We start from the raw sequence: 18,012 nt of genomic DNA, 5'->3' as shown, positions 1-18,012 counted from the left end.
TGATTTATAATAGTTCATTCTAAATTTTTTATATTTATAGACCCTATTATGATCCAATCTAAATTTTCAATTTAAGGAACTAGTGCCACCCCCCTTGCTTAGAGCTCATAGGCTTATCAGGAAAATACAATATGAATAAAAACCATAGAGATTTAATTTATCAAAAAACATTATTTTTTAATTACTTATAAAAATAAAACCAATTTAGCTTATATCAAATAGTTTAAGAAATCTCTGTTCTTTCAACAAAAACCTTTCTCCTTATTCCCTAGTTTTTGATCATACGTTCGTAAGGTACATTTCGCTTTTATCATAGAGATATCGCATAAAAATAATAAGAAATCTCTATGAAAAGAAAGTTACCCACTTCGACAATTACCTCGAGATTATCCAAAGAAAAAACTCTTGAGCTGATAAAAATAGCGAAAGGCCTTGATCTTTGTCTCTATGAAGTGACCAAAGCCATGCCATCCTTGCTGCCTGTTCATCCAGGCATCAAATCATTCACTACCGCACGTAAAAAAATTCTGGGCCATGCAGAAAAACTGGAGTATGAGGATATCCATGTTCAGCTGACTCGGGAATTTGTCACCCTATTGGTACAGTCTAAAATCGACATTGATCAGATCTTCCCTAACAGACTGCTGATGCTATTCAATCAGTATCTCAGCAAAGCTTTTATTTATGATTTGAACTGTCGTACATTGGATGCCGCTTCCAAAAGTGATCGAAGCACAGGAGCAAAAGGGATGAGTATTTTAACTAAAAATTATGTTGTCACCATGGAAGACGGTAGCAAATGGGCTGTTCCTGTTCGATTTATTGCCGAACACCGTGCTAAATATTTTGCGGAAAAAGACGGGGTTCTTCTAGAAGAAAGTCTTGAAGAAGATACCGTTCCTCTTTTTGATGAAGATGATTATGAAATTCATGATTGGGCCGCAAACAATTTGAATTTCAGTGATGTTAAGCATGTTGCCAAGCAAATAGGCTGGGCAGATGTTGATTACGAAGATGGTTGGGCAAATGGAGAGTATGAAATTCAGGAGCCAGCCAATGATCAATCTTGAACAAGCCAAAGACCTTCTTGAATCGTTAGCAGCTCGTAAAATTGGCGACACTGGCTACGAATTGAGTGGTGAAGAAGTTGAACTGGCATATGAAGTTTTTAACGATTATGTGATGCGGAATGAGGTGAAAGGCGTTGATGTGAAGTTGCCTTTTGATGTGATTCTAAGTTTGGGAGAAGTTTCATGAACGCCAAAATTCTTGATCCCTGCTGCGGATCTCGCATGATGCACTTTGATAATCACAATGAAAATGTGGTGTTTGGTGATATTAGAAAAGAAAGCCATATTTTATGTGATGGTCGTTCACTTGAAGTGGCACCAGACATTGAAATGGATTTTCGCAATCTGCCTTTTAAAGATAACCAATTCAATTTAGTTGTATTTGATCCACCGCATTTAATTAAAGCCGGTAAACAAAGTTGGCTTGCTTTGAGGTATGGAAAATTAAATGAAGACTGGCGTGAAGATATTAGAAAGGAATTTTCAGAGTGCTTTCGTGTGTTGGCCACCGGTGGTGTTCTAATTTTCAAATGGAATGAAACACAAATTAAGGTTTCAGAAATTTTAGAACTAACTGATCAGAAGCCAGTATTTGGACATATCAGTGGTAAACGTGCAAATACGCACTGGATTACTTTTATGAAGATGGAAAATTTGCAGGAGATATCTTAATGGGATTTTTTCAAATCACTGTTCAAGGTGAAGCACCTCAATTATTTGTAGGTGCTGAGGTTGGCGGTGCGAAGATCGTATCAATCAAGGATATAAGCCCAAAACTGGTATCAGCTGCTGAATTGGCTCAGCACTACGGTATTAGTGTGGATGCTGTCCGCGATCGCTGTGCAGAGATTAATAAAGGTACTCGCGGTAAATGCCTTTATGATCCAGAACAGGCAAATTTAATTTTAACTGCCAAGCCTGTGGCAAAACGTGGTCGCCTACGCAAGAATTAATTCAAGTCCCATTTTTGGGGCTTTATTCATTAAAGAGTTATTTTATTGATATGATGACATCATTACTCTAGAAGAATGAACTAATTGTGCTGATCAATAATTTTTTTAAAAGAATAAGTATTGCTGAGCTTCTAACTATTTTATTTTCTATCAGTGTAGGTATTTCCTTAATCTACAAGATGGGATTTTATAATTCACTTGGTATCAATTGGTACATTAATAATTTAACACCTCAACAATTATTCATATCATCAATTAAACTAATTATTAGCTCTATTACAGGTGTATTAGTGGGGTTTTGGATAGGAGCTAAAATATCGGAAAGGCAAGTGAATATAGTACTATTTGTCACTTTCCCTGGTTATATTTTATTATCCTTTTATGGAGAAAAAATCGGCTTAAGTTTTGGAAATCTAAATATGGATTGGTTTTATTTATTTTTCTTAAACTTTCTAGTCGCCATGTTTTTAATTAATTCAGAGATTTTAATGGCTTCTAAAAAGAAGTCTATTTTAATTAATATTCAACCACCAAAAATAGATAAATTAGAACGTATCTTAAGATACTGTATGCCTTTATTGTTTATTATTGGGGTTACAGGGATGCCTTACTTTTCTGGTATGGATGCGGGTAAAAGAGTCTTGATTAATAGAGGCAATCTTAATCAGGTAACCCTTAAAGATAATTCTTCTAATTGGTTATTGATAGAAATGAGTGGTGACAAAGTTCTCTTAAAGAAAAACACAAAAGAACCTATTTTTAAAATTATCGAGTATAAAGAGATCGAAACCATAGTCGTTAAGTAGTCGCTCAATGAATTTTCTTAGACCAACAATAAACCAGCTCCCATTCAATTGAACTTTGAAAAGGGATTCATTTATGCATCCATCATATCTGCAATATCTTCAACGTCCGGGTTGTAGTAACTATTCACCAAGACTTTAATATTTTTATGCCCTGTCACCTTGGCCAACACTTCTACCGGTAGTTTTTGATTATTTACAAAACGAGTAATGGCTTCATGTCGCGTGTCATGGAAATGAATGTCCGCTAATCCCACTTTTTCCTTTCTACGTTCCCACATTAACCGGAAAGCATTCTCAGACTGTGGAATTAATTTATCTCCCTCGTGATCGATCAGATCCAACAAAGCTAAAGCCTTTTTTGTCAGTGGCACATTACGAGCATCGCCATTTTTTGTTTTAGGTAAATGCACATGCCGATCATAAATTTCTGACATGGCAATGCCAAGGATTTCACCACGGCGCATTGCTGTCTCTAGAGCGAATAGAAATGCCCATGCAACGTAGTGTTCTGGCAAGGTGGATGTTTGCCCTTCACGATAATTCAATCCCTCTAAAATGAGCTGAATCTCTTCATCACGAATACGGCGATTACGCGCTTTAGGTTTGGCAGGCTTCTTAATGCCCATCCATGGATTGTTATCTAATAGAAATAGTTCTTTTACTGCATAGCTGAAAACTGACGAGTACAGCGCAATCTCACGAAGCACTGTATTTGCTCCAACCTGTTTTAAACGTTTATTACGCCAGGCGGTTAAATGCTTTGGTGTAATTTCATGGATAGACATATCTCCCAGTGCACCAAATTTCTCATCAAACGGCGCTAATTGTTCTTTGACGTATTTGGATCCGCGAAGCTTCCGGCCCTGCTCGTCATAATATTTATGAAAAAGTGTTTTGAAGGGAAAGTGATGCTTTACACCTGAATCTTCGGCAAGTTGATTTGCTTTTGCCTCAAGCATTTTTTGAGCTGCCCATTGCTCACATTCTTTTGCAGTATCACGAGTTGCAGATGAGCGCTTACCGTTAATCATTAATTCAATGTAATAGGCCGAACCGCGTTTTCTAGGCTTAGGTAATTTCATGACGTAATTTCCAAAATTCTTGACGTAAACTTGACGTAAATTTAACGGCAATAACTGCATAAAATACCGATTTTGCAGAATGTAAGGTTTAGAGCAAACTTTACGACAGGCATTAAAAAAGGGTTTTAAGCTACTGTTTTCGCTTAAAACCCTTATATCATACCGCTTTGAATTTTGGTAGGTATAAGCAGACTCGAACTGCTGACCTCTACGATGTCAACGTAGCGCTCTAACCAACTGAGCTATACACCTAAGTGCTGTGAATCATATTCATTTTTATTTTTTAAGACAAGTGCTTTCTTCTCTTTTTTAACGCATATGCACAAGTTTTCAGCATTTCCCTGAATTTTTTTACCCTTGTATCACTTGGCACTACAGAAAACTGTTGCTGCTGATAATATTCTGCCGTTTGGATAAATATCCTATGCTGATCTTCTTCAATTCCATCGGCTAATCGTTGCATCCAGGCAAAAAAAGTTTCAGCAGGCTGCTTACGTAATGGTTCTTCGAGTTGCTTAGAAAACTGTTGAATCGCACCTTCATATGCCGAACCGTACTGTCTGTTACGATAATAAATCCAAACAAAATAAAAAATCACCACTAATAAAATGCTGGAGAGCAATATCAGGATACTGGCATAAGCAGTTTTTAGACCTAATTTCGACAACCAACTTTGCTGCTTTTCAGCATCGTATCCAATGACTTTGCTTTGCCATTGATAACTTGCATAATCACTCCATATTCGCATGTTTTTCATCACTGCAAATTGGCGATATTTCCACTTTTGCTCTTTATTTCCCAAAATCGTTCGATCATTTTCAATATAATTTTGCATTCCCCCATCTATACGTTGCGGTGCAATGATTGCAGTGGGATCAACACGTTGCCATTTTCCATTTAATTGCACTTCTGTCCATGCATGAGCATCAAGTTGACGAACTTCCCAACTAGCTCGATCCAGCGCAAGCTGTCCGCCTTGATAACCAATGACCACACGTGCAGGAATTCCGACATATCGCATTAACATGGCAAAACTCGAAGCATAATGCTCACAAAAGCCCTGCCGGGATTGAAACAAGAATTCATCAATACGGTTTTCACCCAATAAACCCGGGGTTAAGGTATATACAAAATCATTTTTCTTATACCACTGTAAAATATTACGGACATATTGATCAGGTAACTGTCCACTTTGCTGAAACATTTCCAAGGCGAATTGACGTGATTTTTCATCAAGTTGTGCAGGAGTTTGAAGAGTGATTTTTTTCAGTACATTGTTTTGGGATAATCCCTGTTCTTGTAGCTGTACATCGCCTAACCAATGCAAATTAATAGGCTGATTTCGGGTGATGGAACGGATCGGGTTAATACCCCAATCCTGCTTTAAACGGTATTCGGGGTCTTTGGGAATGGATTTTTCTAAGCCCATTACCCACATTACCCGTGGATCTGCAGCTAAATATTGGTAATCAAAACCCTGATTTGTTTTTCTCGTAATCGTATTCGTATTCGTAAAGACAGGTTGCTGATTCACAAAACTGCTGGTCCATGTCCTGCCATCATATTGGTCCAGAACCATTGCTCGCCAATAAAGCTCATTTCGGGAAGGGAGTTTACTAATATTGCCAATAATGCGGAAAGCCAAACTGCTAGATTGAGAAAGCGCTGCAATATCACCGGGTGACATGCTATCACTCATCCCCGTGACACTTTTTTGTTCTGGAATTGGAATATGCCACAGTGGCGGTAAACGCGGAAAAAAGATAAACAGCAAGATAAAAAAAGGCAAAGCCAAAAGCAGAAATTTACCCACATGCTTGGCATCTGTTTTTAATGCCGCTGATGGATTGGATGCGTGTTTAAAGTCACTGGTTTGTAAACGATAAAGCCCGATCAGGCAACTGAATAAACACAGCAGAATGATAATGGCCATCCAGATGGACTGACTATATAAAAATGAACTCGCTCCGACAAACAAGGCAAAATTAAACAAGATAATAACATCACGTTTACTTTTGGCTTCCAAAGCTTTGGCAAACAAAAAAGTGGATAAAACCGCAACCCCGGCTTCTATCCCAATAAAACTCTGATAGGTAAAATAGATAGTCGCCAATGCTAAAATTGTCAGGGCAAATGTCCAGATTTTGGATACTGCTTTAGAGTCCTGTCTGAAGCTAAAAAACAAATAGAGCATAATCACGGCAAAAATTGCACTTAACAGAACAGGACTAAAAAATACTTGTGCAATTAGTAGTAATAATAAAGTAATTAAAATCGAGGTTCTAACGTCAGCATGAATCATAATTTAAGCCTGTGCCAAAAGTTTTTTTGCCTGAAGCAACTGGTTTGTACCACTTCCTGTGCTTAATTCAGTGTGAGGTAAAAATATTGCATAGCTACATTGCAGTTGCTCACATTGCTCAATCAGTCCCATCATTAAACTGAGTTTTTCTTCATGCTCGGTACTTGGCATATTTGCATAATGGATTTCTATACTCGGTTGATCATTATGTTGCTCAAAGACCTTAATATATAAACCTTGCCCACGTGCTGCCTGCTTCCAGGACACGGCCTGCAAGGAATCACCCAACTTGAAATTACGCAGTTCACGAAACTCATCCATATCAGGTTCAAAACTATGCTGATAGTGTTTGTTTTCTGCATTATAAAATTCAGCTTTAGGCGCCACCCACGAATATTCGGTTAAGTAAAAATAGGTCCATGCACGAACCAGCCCAAATGGATATACAGCATAAATCTGCACAGTTGGATAACAAAATTTGCCGCGTTTATCCATAAAAAAAGACAGGGTAATTTTTTGCTTGAGTTCGACAATAGAGACTTTTTCTAAATGCTGATCGGTTTTAATCCACAGATAACGCGATTGCTTTTGTCGTTGTTGAAAATGGATTTGTAAATCAAGATTATCGCCTGCCTGCCCTATCTCATTTATTGAAATTTCAATATTTAAATCATGTAATTGTTTAAAGGTGACATAAAAACTAATACATAAAATTGCACTGATCAGAAAGCAAAAACCCAAAATCAGGTTATTTGCATAATTGATTCCGGCAATAAAAGTAATCAAGATCAATACTAAATACAGATAACCCTGCTGATAGATAAAAATCAAAATGTCTTTTTGCGAAAGCTGTTTTACTTTTTCAAATTGAAAGCGTTTTGCTAACCATTTTTGCCAAGGCTTGCTCAATTTGATCTTCCTTTAGCTAATATTGATTTGCTGCATCAACTGCAAAGTTTCTGCTTCACTCAATCCAATCCGATGCGAAACCACGGCAACAAACACGGCCTGAACATCATTCGGTGTTACATAGCTACGCTGTTCAATAAAGGCATGCGCTTGTGAAGCTTTTTTCAGAGCCAATAGTCCACGCGTGGATAATCCATGCCGGTTTTTACGTGTTTCACTGGCCAAATCCAGCATATAATCCAGCACCACGTCAGCAATATGAATCTGCATGACCTGTTGTTGAATATCTAAAATTTCGTACTCGCTAAAAACATGTTCCAAGGTTGAAATCAAGGCATAGCGGGAGGCCTGTTGTAACAATAGTTTTTCTGCAGAACGTGATGGATAGCCCAGTGACAAACGCATCAGAAACCGATCCAGCTGGGATTCTGGCAAGCTATAAGTGCCACTTTGAAACAATGGATTCTGAGTGGCAATCACCCAAAAAGGTTGCGGCAATTGATAACGCACCCCATCTACCGTCACCAAACCTTCTTCCATCGCTTCTAACAACGCACTCTGGGTTTTCGGACTACAGCGGTTAATCTCGTCTGCGAGTAATATTTGGGTGAAAATTGGACCTTGCTTGAACTCAAACTGGTGCTGCTTTTGATTAAACATATTTACGCCAATGACATCACTGGCAAGCATGTCATTGGTAAACTGAATACGCTGAAACTTTAGCCCTGCAATATGGGATAAGGCACTGGACAATGTCGTTTTACCAAGTCCAGGTAAATCTTCAAACAACACATGTCCACCCGCTAGCAAACTGGTTAAAGCCAGTTTGGTCTGATGTTCTTTATCTAAAATAATGCTATTGATTTGCGTTAAGAAGGCTTGAATTTTTGCCGCATAAGATTCAACTTTTTCATTCAGCTGTAGCTGTTCGTGTGTGAGTTCTTGTTTTTGAACCTTACTCATACCCCAAATCACAATTCATTCCCCCAATAAAAAACGGTGCATAATTAACATACACCGTTTTATCGTTTTCCCAAAGAAATCAAAAGATTTTTGAAAAGACTGATTCAGATTAACAAGGGCACTTTTTCATTCCCCCAGCTGCACTCGGATAACGTGCATCCACGCAGTGACGGTAAAATGTTTTGGCATCCATTGCGACCAAGTCTGGATGATTCTTTTTCATATGCTCTAGATAAGTCTGATAATCCGGCACACCGACCATCAAGCGAAAACTCTGCTGGAGACGTTGCCAAATCAATTGAATGGTTTTAATGCCATTCAACATCAAAAACTTTTTCGGCTGTGCCAGCACTGTAAATTTAATGATTTTGCCTAAAGCCAGTTTTTGGCGAATCTGATCTTTTAGACTCATTTCAGCTCTCCTGCCACTTCACTTGGACTAATCTCATCACTGTAAACAGCTTCTGACTCATGTACGCTTGGATTAGGATCTGCCCATGCACGACGAATCACGCCAATGGCAGCCACCAACATTACAATCGCCACAATCATAAAGAAACCACAAAGCACAGCATTGATTTGATTTGAGAACACAATCGTTTGCATTTCAGCAATATCTTTGGCTGGTTTTAAAATTTCATTACGTGCAATTGCATCAGAGAAACGGTTGGCTTGTGCCAGGAAACCAATTTTTGGATTTTCATGGAACATTTTTTGCCAACCTGCCGTCATACAGGTAATAAATAAGAAAATGGTTGGAAAAATAGTGATCCAAACATATTTCTCTTTCTTCATCTTGAATAAGATCACAGTACCCAAAATCAGGGCCATTGCAGCAAGCATTTGGTTACCAATACCAAATAAAGGCCATAAGCTATTGATACCGCCAAGTGGATCAATCACACCTTGATAAACAAAGAAACCCCAACCTGAAACAGCAACGGCGGTTCCCACCAGATTACCAAAGAAGTTATGTGATTTTTTCAGCGCAGGAATCACGATACCAACAGTATCCTGAACCATGAAACGGCAAGCACGTGTACCCGCATCTACCGCAGTTAAAATAAATAGAGCTTCAAACAGAATTGCGAAGTGATACCAGAACGCCATCATAGAACGGTTGTTAAAAATTTCCGTAATAATGTGAGCCATACCAATCGCAAATGTTGGCGCACCACCCGTACGCGAGAGAATCGAGCTTTCACCGACTTCCTGAGCAAGTAAAGTCAATGCTTCAGGGGTCACCACAAAGCCTAAATTACGCACCGCTTCAGCAGCACTTTCAACTGTGGTACCTAATACGGCAGCAGGTGCATTAATTGCAAAATAGACACCTGGCTCAAGAATGGTGGCGCAAATCATTGCCATGACAGCAACGAAAGATTCCATCAACATACCACCGTAACCGATTACACGAATATCGACTTCATTTTCAATGAGTTTTGGTGTAGTTCCTGAAGCAACCAGAGCGTGGAAACCTGAAATGGCACCGCAGGCAATAGTAATGAATAAGAATGGGAACATAGATCCTGCAAATACGGGACCTGTGCCATCAATGAAATGCGTTACCGCAGGCATTTTCATTTCGGGCAATGCCACCATAATACCGACTGCAAGACCGGCAATCACACCAATCTTCAAAAAGGTAGAAAGGTAGTCACGTGGCGCCAGCAGCAACCATACCGGCAAGACTGAAGCAACGAAACCGTAAATGATTAAACACCAAGTCAATTGCGTGCCAGAAAGTGTAAAGATCGGCCCCCAATAAGGATCAGCTGCGACATTTCCACCGTACACAATCGCCAGCATCATCAGCACAAAACCAATGATCGAAACCTCGGCAATTTTTCCCGGACGGATATAACGCATATATACGCCCATGAACAATGCAATTGGAATGGTGGCAGCAATACTGAACACACCCCATGGACTGTTGGTCAAGGCTTTCACCACCACCAGCGCAAGCACTGCCAGAATAATGATCATGACGCCTAAGGCGCCTAGCATTACAATTACACCCGCAAAAGAACCCAGCTCTTGCTTGGCCATTTCACCGAGCGAACGCCCATCACGGCGGGTGGAGATAAACAGCACCAAGAAGTCCTGAACAGCACCCGCAAGAACCACACCCACCAACAACCAGATGGTTCCAGGTAAATAACCCATCTGCGCTGCAAGAATAGGACCGACCAATGGCCCGGCACCTGCAATAGCGGCAAAGTGGTGACCAAACAGGACATATTTATTGGTGGGAACATAATCCAGACCATCGGCTAAACGATGCGCTGGCGTTAAACGTCGGGCATTTAGTTCAAAGACTTTATTGGCAATAAATAAACTATAGAAGCGATAAGCAATGCTATATACACAGATGGCTGCCAATACGAGCCAAACTGCATTCACATGCTCTCCTCTGCTGATCGCCAGTATCCCGAATGATACCGCACCTAAAATCGCGACCAGAAGCCACACTATTTTTGAAGTCATGGTTAACTTCGGTTGAATTTTTTCCATGTAATTCCCTCATATCTTCTGCATAAATCAGCGTTCATTTTTATTGTTGGAAATACTGCTGTTTCTTCCTTTGCGACTCTACTCCTCATTATTTACTTTTCATCTAATAGTTTGGCATAAAAAAAGGGATGATTTAAATCATCCCTTTCGATAATAGTCTATTTTAAAACCATTATGCACGTTCTAAATAGTCACCTGTACGGGTATCTACACGAACACTTTCTTCTTGCTGTACGAATAATGGTACACGTACTACAGCACCCGTTTCGAGTTTGGCAGGCTTACCGCCACCGCCCGAAGTATCACCACGTACGCCTGGATCAGTTTCAACGATTTTCAACACAACGAAGTTTGGTGCACTTACTGACAATGGAACACCATTGAAAAGCATGATTGTACATTTTTCGTTTGAATCGTCTTTCAACCATTTGGCAGCATCGCCCATCGCAGTTTTATCAGCTGCGATTTGTTCGAAGCTCACTGGATCCATAAAGTTCCAAAGTTCGCCATCGTTGTAGAGGTATTCCATTTCAACTTCAACAATGTCCGCACCTTCCAGTGTTTCATTGGATTTAAACGTTTTTTCTAGCACTTTTCCGCTTCTAAGATTACGTAATTTTACCCGGCTGAAGGCTTGACCCTTACCTGGTTTTACGTACTCATTTTCTAGAATTGTACATGGATTACCATCAAGCATGACCTTAAGGCCTGCTTTAAAATCATTTGTCGAATAATTGGCCATGAAAGGCTCGCTCCAAACTTACTAACTTAAATCTATTAATGCTAGACTAGCATCATTTTTTACATGCGGCATGATAAACTATTTATATCAAGAGCAAAACTGGCAATCTCAACTCAGTGACCTGATTACAGATCCATTAGAGCTTCTGGAGACGCTTCAGCTCTCACCTGATCAATTATTATCAGGCGCAATCCTTGCTTCTGAACAGTTTAAGTTACGTGTTCCTCGTGCATTCGTTGGGAAAATGAACATTGGGGACCCGCTTGACCCGCTTCTATTACAAGTGTTGCCGCATCATCTAGAACTTGAAGATCATGCGGACTTTGTTACCGACCCTTTAGGTGAAGAGCAAGCCAATCAGCAACCCGGTGTATTACACAAATACAAATCACGCTTTTTACTCACTTTGACTGGTGCGTGTGCGGTGCATTGCCGTTATTGTTTTCGCCGCCATTTCCCTTATCAGGAAAATCTGCCAAAAAATGAAGACTGGCTCAACATTAAAAGCTATATCGAAAGCCAGCCCGATATTAATGAAGTCATTTTTAGTGGTGGAGATCCGCTTACGCTCTCCAATCGAAAATTAAAACTCTGGATAGAACGCTTAGAATCACTACCGCAAATTAAATTTTTGAGAATTCACTCACGGGTTCCTATCGTAATCCCCAACCGTGTCGATGAAGAGCTGGTTTCCCTATTAAAAAACAGTAGGCTACGAATTATTCTAGTGGTACACTCAAATCATGCGGCTGAGCTTGATGATTTTACTTGCGCTAAACTTTTAGGATTGGTTCAACAACAAATCACCGTGCTTAACCAGGCAGTTTTATTAAATGGGGTCAATAATTCTGCACAAGTTTTAGTGGATTTAAGTTACCGTCTGTTTGATGCAGGCGTGATGCCATACTATTTACATGTATTAGATAAAGTAAAAGGTGCGCATCATTTTGACTTGAGTCCTGAGCAGATCAATCTTATATATAAAGATGTTTTAGAGAACCTTCCAGGATATTTGGTTCCTAAACTCGTTAGGGAAATAGCGGGCGAAAAAAATAAAACACCGCTTTTTGGAGTTTCAACTTTTTGAGTTAAATAATAACGATGCTTATGAGTACTTCTGATATCTTCCAAACACCAACAGAATTAAAGTTGGAACAACTGAGCTTTTGTCCATCGAATGCAAAAGGGCTGCAAGAATGGGTGTCTAATTTATCTATCCTGCAACTTGGAAATTCTTCAAAAGAACTTTTCAATGCGTTATTGGAGATATCAGAACTTAAATGCCCAGAAATGCTACGTTTTGATTTAATTCAAATCTTGCACCCGACTATTGACAATGTACTCGCCAGTCTGGAAAAGCATTTTTTTAACCAGAGCCTCATCACCACCGATCGTAGTGATCAAATTATTGAATTGGCTATGCTTTTACGTAGTCATTTCGCCAAAATTTATATTGATATTTCAAAACGCTGTAATACCCAATTAAGTTTGCAAAAGTTTTCTATCTTTGCATTTAATCAAAAGAAGAGTTTACAGACTGCCAGAATTGTTTCGACTTATTACGCATTGCAGCAACTCTCGTTATTACTTTATCAACAGAATTTGCTGTATAGCACTCCATTATTTGGTCAATGGTTGATCGCGCATCAACTGCTCGAATGTTCAATCAAGAATAATTTTTATCAAACCAATATCAATCAAATTTTAGATACACAGCATCAATTACAAACGATTGCTCACGCTTATTCACAACTTATTTTATTGGATATTTTCAATACCCATCAAATTCGCCCATCGGAAATGCAAGGCTTATATTTATGTAGCTTTGACTGGGCAAAATTGGTTCACATTTTGCCGAAAGAAACCACGCTTTCTCGTTATATTGTTGATACTAATAAAGATTATCCACCGGTTTTCAATATCAATCAATCCAGTTTGTATAAACCGACCATCTATATTGCAACGCAAAATTTATTAGATCATTTGTCTGAAACTCAAACCAAAAAAACAGGTTATCTGTCTCGTAATGAAAAGTTATTCCTGACTCCAGCCCTACACTTTCATATTCATAACTTGCTTACAACCAATGTCGAACGTCGCCATGAGCGCTATGAGTATTCGGCACAATTGCAGATTTGTTTTAGTCTGTCTGTGGCGCACTTTTACCTCTCTAAAGGTAAAAATTTTCACGAAACTTTGGATGTGGAAAATAATTATCAGTTCCAAAACGAAAGTAGCTTTATTAATTCCATGAATTCCAATATTCCTGCTGAAATCACCACAGCTAAAGTTCTGGATCGGGAAGCAAAACAGATTTATCCAGCCGAAGTTCTGGATATTAGTGTGAATGGTTACAGAATTAAATGGACCGGTGCTACACCCTCAAATTTAAAAACCGGGGAATTTATTTTAATTCAGGAAAATACCAATAGTCCTTGGCGTGGCGGTGTGGTTCGCTGGATTAAACAATCGACAGAAAAAAGTTTGGAACTTGGGCTTGAAGTATTGGCTCAAGATTTATTCCCCTGCTCAGTCATGGTGAAAACTGAACGTAACAGTAGCAACTACCAACCTGCTCTTATTGTTCAAACTTCTCAACTCAATGATGTTTCAACCAGTTTAATTGTATCGGGCTCGCACATGTTTAGAGAAAAACAAACCATTCATTTGCGATTAGGAAAAGAAGAACTAAAAATTTATCTGACCAAAGCACAGCTTATTACGCAAAGTTTTATTCGTTTTGAGTTTGAGTTACTAAATGATCAACAAGAAAGCCTGATCAAAAACTTCATCAACAAACAAATGAATGAAATAAAGAATCAAGATTTATGGGAAGCATTGAAGTGAGAAATCCATTATTGTCTAAAAAGTTAAAACGTACCGAGACACGTTTACTCATTATCGATGATAATCAAATACGTTTTAACCAAATTTGTGATCTTTTAACGTCGAGTGGACATGTCATACAGGCAACATTGCTGGATGATTTACAAAATTTTGAAAAACAACTCCATCAAAATTGGGACTTGGTCATTTTTGGCCGTGCCTACGACTTAAAATACGAACAGGCCTTAAGCTTAATCCAGCTATCAAAACAACCGAATTTACCAATTCTCCTTCTTAAACCAGAAGATTATCAGGCAGATCAATATGCCAGTTATATTCGTAAAGGCATTTACGACATTTTAAATCTGGATTATCCAGATCGTTTTTACCTTGGCTTACTTCGTGCACTTTCCTCCAGTCACCTACTCATGACTCAACAGCATCTAATGGATGAGTTAGAGTCTGCACAAAGCCAAGCACAATCTTTGGTACAGGATAGCAACAAGGCCGTTGCACTTATTCAAGAAGGCATTCACATTCAAGCCAATCCTGAATATTTACAACTCTTTAGGATTAAAAATGAGGAAGATATTGTAGGCCTTCCTGTGCTTGACCTGTTACAACCGAAAGACTTAAACGACTTTAAGTTACGCTTTAAAAAAATTACGCAAGGTCAGGTTGATTTAGGTCGATTAGAAATCGTCACATTAAATGATCAGGTTTCAGTGCCGAATCCGCTGAAAATCGAATTTCTACCCGCCACAGATGAAGATACATTACAAATTACCATTGATATTGAAACATCTAAACCAACGAGTGTAACCTCTGCAACAAGTGATAAAAACCCTCAGAAAGCCACTCCCTATCAGTTAATTAACCGGACCATTACCAAACAGCCTTCTGATATTAATGCACTGGTACTGTTCTCTTTAGCTTCTTGTCCTGAAACTATTTTTGAAGGGAATTGGGTCACTTCAAAAAATTATTTCCGTCAAATCAAAGAATTTTTAAAAGAACAGACTCACGTTGCATTATTTGAAGTCTCTCCGGGTATCTTTACCGGGCTTTTTCAGGCAGAAACAAAAGCAAAATTAAAATCTAAACTGATTGGCTTAAGCTCATTAACCAAGCCGCAATTATTGACAGTAAACCACACGAGCTATCCACTGAACTTAAGAATTGGTTATGTAATTTTAGGTAGTGAAATTGGTGATGAAAGCCAATTTGAACAATTGATTGATTCAGCATACAAGACAGCATTACCCCGAAATGAACCAACGCCTGCGCTTGATTTAGAGATGGATTTAGATATTCCAACGATGGAGATTCATCATCCAGATATCAAGACCTTAAATTCTTCGCCTGAATCTTCATTAATCAGAGCGCTAGAACAAAGTTTAGATCGCGGAGAGATCCATCTTAAATATCAACAACTTTATGATAAACAAGATACGAATTTATACACCTATGAAGTCACCACTGGCTTCATTTTTGAAAATTCCTGGAAAGACTTATCCAGCTTAAGAGAATTGGCAGAAGATCCAGAATTATCCATTAAACTGGATCGCTGGATCTTGGTTGAATCATGTAAACAATTACATAATTTTATTACACAATATCCTGAAGCAAAATTGATTGTGAATTTAAATAAAGAAGTATTATTCCATGATCGAACCTTCCCGGAATTTATTTCCAAACTAATCACGATTGTACGTAGTAAATTAACTCATCCACTGATTTTACAATTTTCAGAAGAAGACCTTACTCACAATATTTCAGAGGCACAAAAGCATATTACTCAGCTACGTCAGTTTGGCGCTGAAGTATCCTTAAGAGACTTTGGCAATACTATTTATAGTGAATCTGCTATACGCCAACTGGATATCAACTGCTTAACATTGCACCATACGCTAACTAAAATGTTAGATACAGAACAATCCACAGAAGAATTACAGGAAAAAATCAAAATTTTCCATGAAATTAAACCTGTTGAAATCATGCTACGCGAATTAAATGATATGACGCTTTTCGCCAATGCTTGGAATGTAGATGCACGCTTTATCCAAGGCGATTATTTCCAGAAAAAACTGGATCACCTGATTGATGTACAAGACCAATAGGTCTTGTACATATGGTGTTGCTGCGAAATACATAAATTTCAGGCATAAAAAACGGGCAGTATGCCCGTTTTTTACATTTTACAGTATTAGTCAGGACGTTTGATAGAACGTGACATACCAGAAAAACGTTGTTTGAACTTGTCGATACGACCACCTTGGTCAACATTCTTCTGTTTACCAGTATAGAATGGGTGACAAGCTGAACATACGTCAAGGTAAAGAGTTTCTTTACCAATCGCTGAACGAGTTTCGATTACGTTACCACATGAACAGGTAGCAACTAGTGTTTCATATTTTGGGTGAATATCGGCGCGCATCGTCGATTACTCCTAAGTTAAGAAAGGCTTATGCTGTCATCGCAATTGATCACTCTCATGATTCATGAGGAAAAAAGCTTCTTCAAAAGAAAAGCGAGATCAACACCATAACAGACCATTCTTTTGGCCCACCGAGACGGATACCGCCAGGGCTAAGCACAACAAGTCGGCATAATTATACGGCAAAAAATATCAGATAGCGAATTATTCTTTAATTTCACCACCTATACTAGACTCATCGTCCATGCTCTTGGACCAATAATTGGCAATAACCCCACATACCATCAGCTGAATTTGATGAAAAATCATAATCGGCAACACAATCATGCCTAACGGCTGTCCGATAAATAAAATCTGTGCCATGGGTACACCACTGGCCAACGTTTTCTTAGAGCTACAAAAGAACATGGCAATTTGATCAGCTTTATTAAAACCAAGCCATTTTGGAATGTAAAAAGCCAACAGCATAATAATCGTTAAAAATACGGAGCACACCAGCGTTAAAATCAGTAAGGTCTGCCAACTGACCAGTTGCCATAAGCCTGCTACCACCGCACTACTAAAAGCCCCATATACCACCATTAAAATCGTACCCTGATCAAAGCCTTTAACCAGACCGGGTATTTTTAGCATATAAGGATAGACATAAGGACGTAAGATTTGCCCTAAAATAAAAGGCACCAATAACAATAAGGCAATTTTAATCACGGCTGACGTGGGATCAAAATCATGCTGAGACTGGCCTAAAATAAAGAAACTTACCAGTATCGGAGTAATAAACATCCCAATTAAATTAGAAAATGAAGCACTACACACTGCACTGGCCACATTACCTTTGGCAACCGAGGTAAAGGCAATAGAGGACTGCACCGTCGAGGGCAAAAAGCACATAAACAAAAAGCCCCAATACAATTCTTTTCCTAAAATTGGCAACAACAAGGGTTTAGCCAGCAAACCTAAAAGTGGAAATAAGGCAAAGGTAAAAGCAAACACCACCACATGAAATTTCCAATGCATAATCCCATCAACGAGCGATTCTCTGGAAATTTTTGCACCATGTAAAAAAAATAAAATGGCAATCGCAATTGTGGTAATTACGCTGAAGATGTTTTCTGCCCAACCCGATACTGGAATAATAGTCGCCAGAATGACCATCACGATCAGTAAAATAGTAAAGCGATCCAGTGCCAATAATTTCAACATTATTCATTCCTTATAATAATTTTAAGATATAAAAAAGCCCACTAAACAATTTTACCTAATAGTAAAGTTTCATCTTAATGGGCTAAATAAATAAAGCTAGTTTTTCAAATCAATGATCAATATTTATTTTATCTATATCACTTTATAATTAAATTTCTTTGCAAGCCCCTTTTATCCCACTTACTAGAAGAAAAATAAAAAGGGC

17 protein-coding genes and 1 tRNA gene are annotated in these 18,012 nt (G+C 38.6%); 8 read left to right on the top strand and 10 right to left on the bottom strand.

Annotated elements, in window-relative coordinates; all coding sequences use genetic code 11:
* The first annotated feature begins 347 nt into the window (after positions 1–347).
* From AY606_RS16480 to AY606_RS02175, 5 genes are all read left to right on the top strand, one after another.
* Entirely contained in the window at positions 348–1,070 is a 723-nt protein-coding gene (locus AY606_RS16480; protein ID WP_249409201.1) for a hypothetical protein, read from the top strand.
* Positions 1,057–1,257: a hypothetical protein gene (locus tag AY606_RS02190; protein ID WP_067864031.1), complete on the top strand. Its 201-nt coding sequence runs from the start codon at positions 1,057–1,059 to the stop codon at positions 1,255–1,257. The genes AY606_RS16480 and AY606_RS02190 overlap by 14 nt, the downstream gene beginning before the upstream one ends.
* Positions 1,254–1,742: a TRM11 family methyltransferase gene (locus tag AY606_RS02185; RefSeq protein WP_067864028.1), complete on the top strand. Its 489-nt coding sequence runs from the start codon at positions 1,254–1,256 to the stop codon at positions 1,740–1,742. The genes AY606_RS02190 and AY606_RS02185 overlap by 4 nt, the downstream gene beginning before the upstream one ends.
* Positions 1,742–2,023: a hypothetical protein gene (locus AY606_RS02180; RefSeq protein WP_067864025.1), complete on the top strand. Its 282-nt coding sequence runs from the start codon at positions 1,742–1,744 to the stop codon at positions 2,021–2,023. Before AY606_RS02185 ends, AY606_RS02180 begins: the two co-directional genes overlap by 1 nt.
* Before the next feature lie 86 nt (positions 2,024–2,109).
* On the top strand, positions 2,110–2,829 hold the full coding sequence (locus AY606_RS02175; protein WP_081408345.1) for a hypothetical protein: 720 nt from the start codon (positions 2,110–2,112) through the stop codon (positions 2,827–2,829).
* A gap of 71 nt (positions 2,830–2,900) precedes the next feature.
* Here the strand turns inward: AY606_RS02175 and AY606_RS02170 are convergent, their stop codons facing one another.
* The 8 genes from AY606_RS02170 to efp form a co-directional block, all read right to left on the bottom strand.
* Positions 2,901–3,911: a tyrosine-type recombinase/integrase gene (locus tag AY606_RS02170; protein WP_067864019.1), complete on the bottom strand. Its 1,011-nt coding sequence runs from the start codon at positions 3,909–3,911 to the stop codon at positions 2,901–2,903.
* A 175-nt stretch (positions 3,912–4,086) separates the two neighbouring features.
* A tRNA-Val gene (locus tag AY606_RS02165) sits at positions 4,087–4,163 on the bottom strand.
* 31 nt (positions 4,164–4,194) lie between these two features.
* Entirely contained in the window at positions 4,195–6,213 is a 2,019-nt protein-coding gene (locus AY606_RS02160) for a transglutaminase TgpA family protein (protein ID WP_067864016.1), read from the bottom strand.
* A gap of 3 nt (positions 6,214–6,216) precedes the next feature.
* On the bottom strand, positions 6,217–7,122 hold the full coding sequence (locus AY606_RS02155; RefSeq protein WP_067864014.1) for a DUF58 domain-containing protein: 906 nt from the start codon (positions 7,120–7,122) through the stop codon (positions 6,217–6,219).
* A 12-nt stretch (positions 7,123–7,134) separates the two neighbouring features.
* Positions 7,135–8,085 carry an AAA family ATPase gene (locus tag AY606_RS02150; protein WP_067864507.1) on the bottom strand — a complete coding sequence of 317 codons (951 nt, stop codon included), beginning with the start codon at positions 8,083–8,085 and terminating at the stop codon, positions 7,135–7,137.
* 109 nt (positions 8,086–8,194) lie between these two features.
* Positions 8,195–8,497 carry a YbdD/YjiX family protein gene (locus AY606_RS02145; RefSeq protein WP_067864011.1) on the bottom strand — a complete coding sequence of 101 codons (303 nt, stop codon included), beginning with the start codon at positions 8,495–8,497 and terminating at the stop codon, positions 8,195–8,197.
* Entirely contained in the window at positions 8,494–10,599 is a 2,106-nt protein-coding gene (locus AY606_RS02140) for a carbon starvation CstA family protein (RefSeq protein WP_067864008.1), read from the bottom strand. The genes AY606_RS02145 and AY606_RS02140 overlap by 4 nt, the downstream gene beginning before the upstream one ends.
* Positions 10,600–10,771: 172 nt before the next feature.
* A complete protein-coding gene (efp, locus tag AY606_RS02135; protein ID WP_067864005.1) occupies positions 10,772–11,341 on the bottom strand; it encodes an elongation factor P in 570 nt (189 codons plus the stop codon).
* 70 nt (positions 11,342–11,411) lie between these two features.
* On the opposite strand from efp, the gene epmB reads away from it, so the two are divergent.
* From epmB to AY606_RS02120, 3 genes are read left to right on the top strand one after another with little or no spacing between them, the layout of a single operon-like run.
* Complete coding sequence (epmB, locus tag AY606_RS02130) at positions 11,412–12,428, top strand: EF-P beta-lysylation protein EpmB (protein WP_067864002.1); 1,017 nt, start codon at positions 11,412–11,414, stop codon at positions 12,426–12,428.
* Between the two features lie 14 nt (positions 12,429–12,442).
* Positions 12,443–14,188, top strand: a complete 1,746-nt coding sequence (locus tag AY606_RS02125) for a cyclic-di-GMP receptor FimW-related protein (protein WP_067863999.1) — start codon at positions 12,443–12,445, stop codon at positions 14,186–14,188.
* Positions 14,170–16,287 carry an EAL domain-containing protein gene (locus AY606_RS02120; RefSeq protein WP_067863996.1) on the top strand — a complete coding sequence of 706 codons (2,118 nt, stop codon included), beginning with the start codon at positions 14,170–14,172 and terminating at the stop codon, positions 16,285–16,287. Before AY606_RS02125 ends, AY606_RS02120 begins: the two co-directional genes overlap by 19 nt.
* Positions 16,288–16,373: 86 nt before the next feature.
* Here AY606_RS02120 and rpmE read toward each other — a convergent pair whose 3' ends face one another.
* Both rpmE and AY606_RS02110 read right to left on the bottom strand, forming a co-directional pair.
* Positions 16,374–16,604, bottom strand: a complete 231-nt coding sequence (rpmE, locus tag AY606_RS02115; RefSeq protein ID WP_067863993.1) for a 50S ribosomal protein L31 — start codon at positions 16,602–16,604, stop codon at positions 16,374–16,376.
* Between the two features lie 204 nt (positions 16,605–16,808).
* On the bottom strand, positions 16,809–17,807 hold the full coding sequence (locus AY606_RS02110; RefSeq protein ID WP_067863990.1) for a bile acid:sodium symporter family protein: 999 nt from the start codon (positions 17,805–17,807) through the stop codon (positions 16,809–16,811).
* Positions 17,808–18,012: the final 205 nt, after the last annotated feature.

The organism is Acinetobacter sp. SFB, from assembly GCF_001647545.1.
GTDB lineage: Bacteria > Pseudomonadota > Gammaproteobacteria > Pseudomonadales > Moraxellaceae > Acinetobacter.
The sequence above is the reverse complement of the archived record's forward strand: the minus strand, read 5'-3'. Positions and strand labels throughout refer to the sequence as shown.